Consider the following 2870-nt stretch of genomic DNA (forward strand, 5'->3'; position numbering starts at 1 on the left):
AAGGCCTCCTCGGCGTCGTCGGAGGCCGCAGGGGCCGCGGTGCGGGCCGTGGCGGCCCGGCGGGTCGCGGCGGTCGCCACCACGGTCGGGGCGATCTCCGTCTCGTCCTCGTCGTCTGAGCCGAACAGGCGGGCGAAGAAGCCCTTGCTCTTTCCGCCGCCGGAACCGGCGTAGGCGTCGTCCAGCGACACGCCGCCACGGGCCTTCAGCTCGGCCGCGGCCACCTGATAGCCCGGCATGTGTCCGCCTTCGGCGGGCTGATGCACGGTCTTGCCGCCGGGGAACAGGCGCGCGAGCTGGGTGCGGCTCATGCGCGGCCAGGCGCGGATGTTGCCGGCGTCGAGATGGACGAAGGGGCGGCCGGAGGTCGGATAGAAGCCGACGCCGCCGCGCTGCAGGCGCACGCCCGCCTCGCGCACCGCGGAGACCGGCACGCCGGTGATGTAGAAGTCCATGGCGCGGCCCAGCATGTGCTGGCTGAACTTGGCGACGCCGCGGGAGCGGGCGCGCAGCATGGCGTTGGTTTCGGGCGAGCGGTAGGACGACACGATGTTGATCATCTGGCCGCGGCCCACCTCGCGGTGCACCTCCCAGACGATGTCGAACAGGCGCGGCTCCATGCGCGTCTGCTTGTCGTTCCGCCAGTCGCGCAGGAAGTAGCTCAGCTTGCGCAGGCCCTCGGCGTCATACCGGCCGTTGCGCTTGAACGTCACCGTCAGGGTGTCGCCGCGGTGCGTGTGGTACAGCGTGAGCGTCCGCGTGTCGCCGTTGGCTTGCGCGTTCTGCGTGCCCTCGGAGGCGGCGATCAGCGCGACGACCCCGAGAAGAGCGACGCCGGCTCCCCGCTTGGCGCGGGAGAGAACGGTCTGTCGTGACATGAGCGCTTCGAGCAATGAACCGACCTGACTGTCTGATCGCCTGCCTGCGCCGCGCGGGGGCGTCGACGCCGCAGGTGATGACTGAAGTCTCTACGGGCCTGGTTAATGCGGAATGAACCAACCCCGTCGAAAGCGATCCCCCAACCACTCTTCTGTGACCTCGTAGCCGCAGAATCGAAGAAAAGCTAGTCGGAATCCGATTTGGGCCTGCGGCGGAACACAATTCCCTTGCGTGTCTTGGCCCCGCCGCAGTCCCGGTTCAGCGCGAATCGCCGAAGGTGCGCGACAGCCACGAGCCGAAGGTGTTCGGCTGCCGCTGGGGCGCGACCTCGGCCGGCGCCGGCTGCGCGGTGGCGGCGGACGCCTGCTGGGTCGCGGGCTTCGGCCGGGGCGGGGCCTTGGCGATCACCGGCTCGTCGGGCAGCGCGGGCAGCGCCTCGCCGGCGAGAGCGGCGCGCACCCGCGCGTCCATGCCGTAGAGGTCCGGACGCAGGTCGAGCGAGCCGTCCGCGTTCGCCACCGCCGTGAAATAGGCGAGGTGCACCGGGATCTTGCTGGAGAGCGGCAGGCCGCGCTCCTTGCCGCCGATCATGCCCTTCAGCTTGGAGCCCGACAGGCCCTGGTCGCCGGACAGCGCGTCCGCGAACTCCATCGGCTTGTCCACGCGCACGCAGCCGTGGCTGAGCGCGCGGAAGTCGTTGGCGAACAGCTTCCGGCTCGGCGTGTCGTGCAGGTACACGGCGTGCTTGTTCGGGAACATGAACTTGATGTTGCCGAGCGCGTTGCGCTCGCCCGGCGGCTGGCGGATGCGCAGCTTGCTTTCGCGGATGTGCGCCCAGTCCACCTGCGACGGCGGCACCACGCGGCCCTTGGCGTCGACCACCTCGTAGCCGCGCAGGGCGGAGCCGGCCATCTCGTTCATGGCGATGGAGACCGGCACGTTCCAGTAGGGGTTCACCACCAGACGGTCGATCTCGCTCGACAGCATCGGCGTCTGGTTCGTCGTCTTGCCGATGACGACGCGCGTGCCGTAGGTCTCGCGGCCGTCCTGCATGATGGCGAGCTTGAACGCGGTCAGGTCCACGAAAACGTGCTTCGCGCCGAGCTCGCGCGGCATCCAGCGCCAGCGCTCCATGTTCACGAGCAGCTGCGCCGTGCGGTTCAATTTGCGGCCGGTGTTCATGGCCCGGACCGTCTGACGGTTCACGAGGCCGGAGGCACCGAGCTTGCTGGTCTTCTGGAACGCCGTCACCGCCGTGGCCAGCGCGTCGTCGTAAGTTGTGTCGCCGGCGATCGCGTCGAGGCCGAGCCGGGCGCGCAGCTGCGGCACGCGGGGATCGGAATCGCCCGGCTTGATCAGCTTGCCTTCCGGGATCACCGGCGCATGGGCGGCCTCGGCCTGCTCGGCGCGGGTCTGCTTCAGCAGCGCGCGCAGCGCCTGGAACTGGGGCTGGGGCGGGTTGAAGCCGTCGAGCGTGGCGGCGACGTCGTCGGCCGCGGCGATGGCGTTCAGCGCGGCGGCCGCGTCGAAGACGGGCGTGCCGATCTCGATGTTGCGGCTGATGGCGGCCGGGTTGGTGCGTCCGCCCCAGGCCTGACGCGCATAGGCGAGGGCGGCGGCGGACAGACGCAGCTCCGCGCGGGCGAGTTCGGCCGGCTCGGTGGTGGCCGGCGCGGTCGGAAGCGCGAAGCGGGACGCGTCGAGGCCGTCGTCGTCGGCGGCGGCGATGCGGGCGCGCGCGGCGTCGGCCCGGGCGTTGAAGGCGTCGCCGTCGATCCACACCGGCTGGCCGGCGCGCGAGGCGTAGAAGGCGGTCAAGGCCGTGCGGTCGGCCGCCGTCAGCTTCAGGCCGGCGCCGGCTCCATCGGTCGCGAGCAGAAGGGTGACGGCCGCGCCCACCGGATCGGCGGACGTGGGAGCGAGCGCGGCGGGCGTCGCCGGCGAGGGAACGGCGGGCTGCACGGCGAGCGCCGGATCGGCCGCGGCCGAGG

2 protein-coding genes are annotated in these 2870 nt (G+C 71.4%); both read right to left on the reverse strand.

Features of this window, described 5'->3' with window-relative positions; translation table 11 throughout:
• The coding region (locus ACFQ4O_RS16485; RefSeq protein ID WP_378777287.1) for a DUF882 domain-containing protein at positions 1-878 on the reverse strand (878 nt) is incomplete at its 3' end.
• 259 nt (positions 879-1137) lie between these two features.
• Positions 1138-2870 (reverse strand): L,D-transpeptidase family protein (locus ACFQ4O_RS16490; RefSeq protein WP_378777289.1); only part of this gene is annotated, 1733 nt, incomplete at its 5' end.

The organism is Methylopila musalis, from assembly GCF_042679725.1.
Lineage (GTDB): Bacteria > Pseudomonadota > Alphaproteobacteria > Rhizobiales > Methylopilaceae > Methylopila > Methylopila musalis.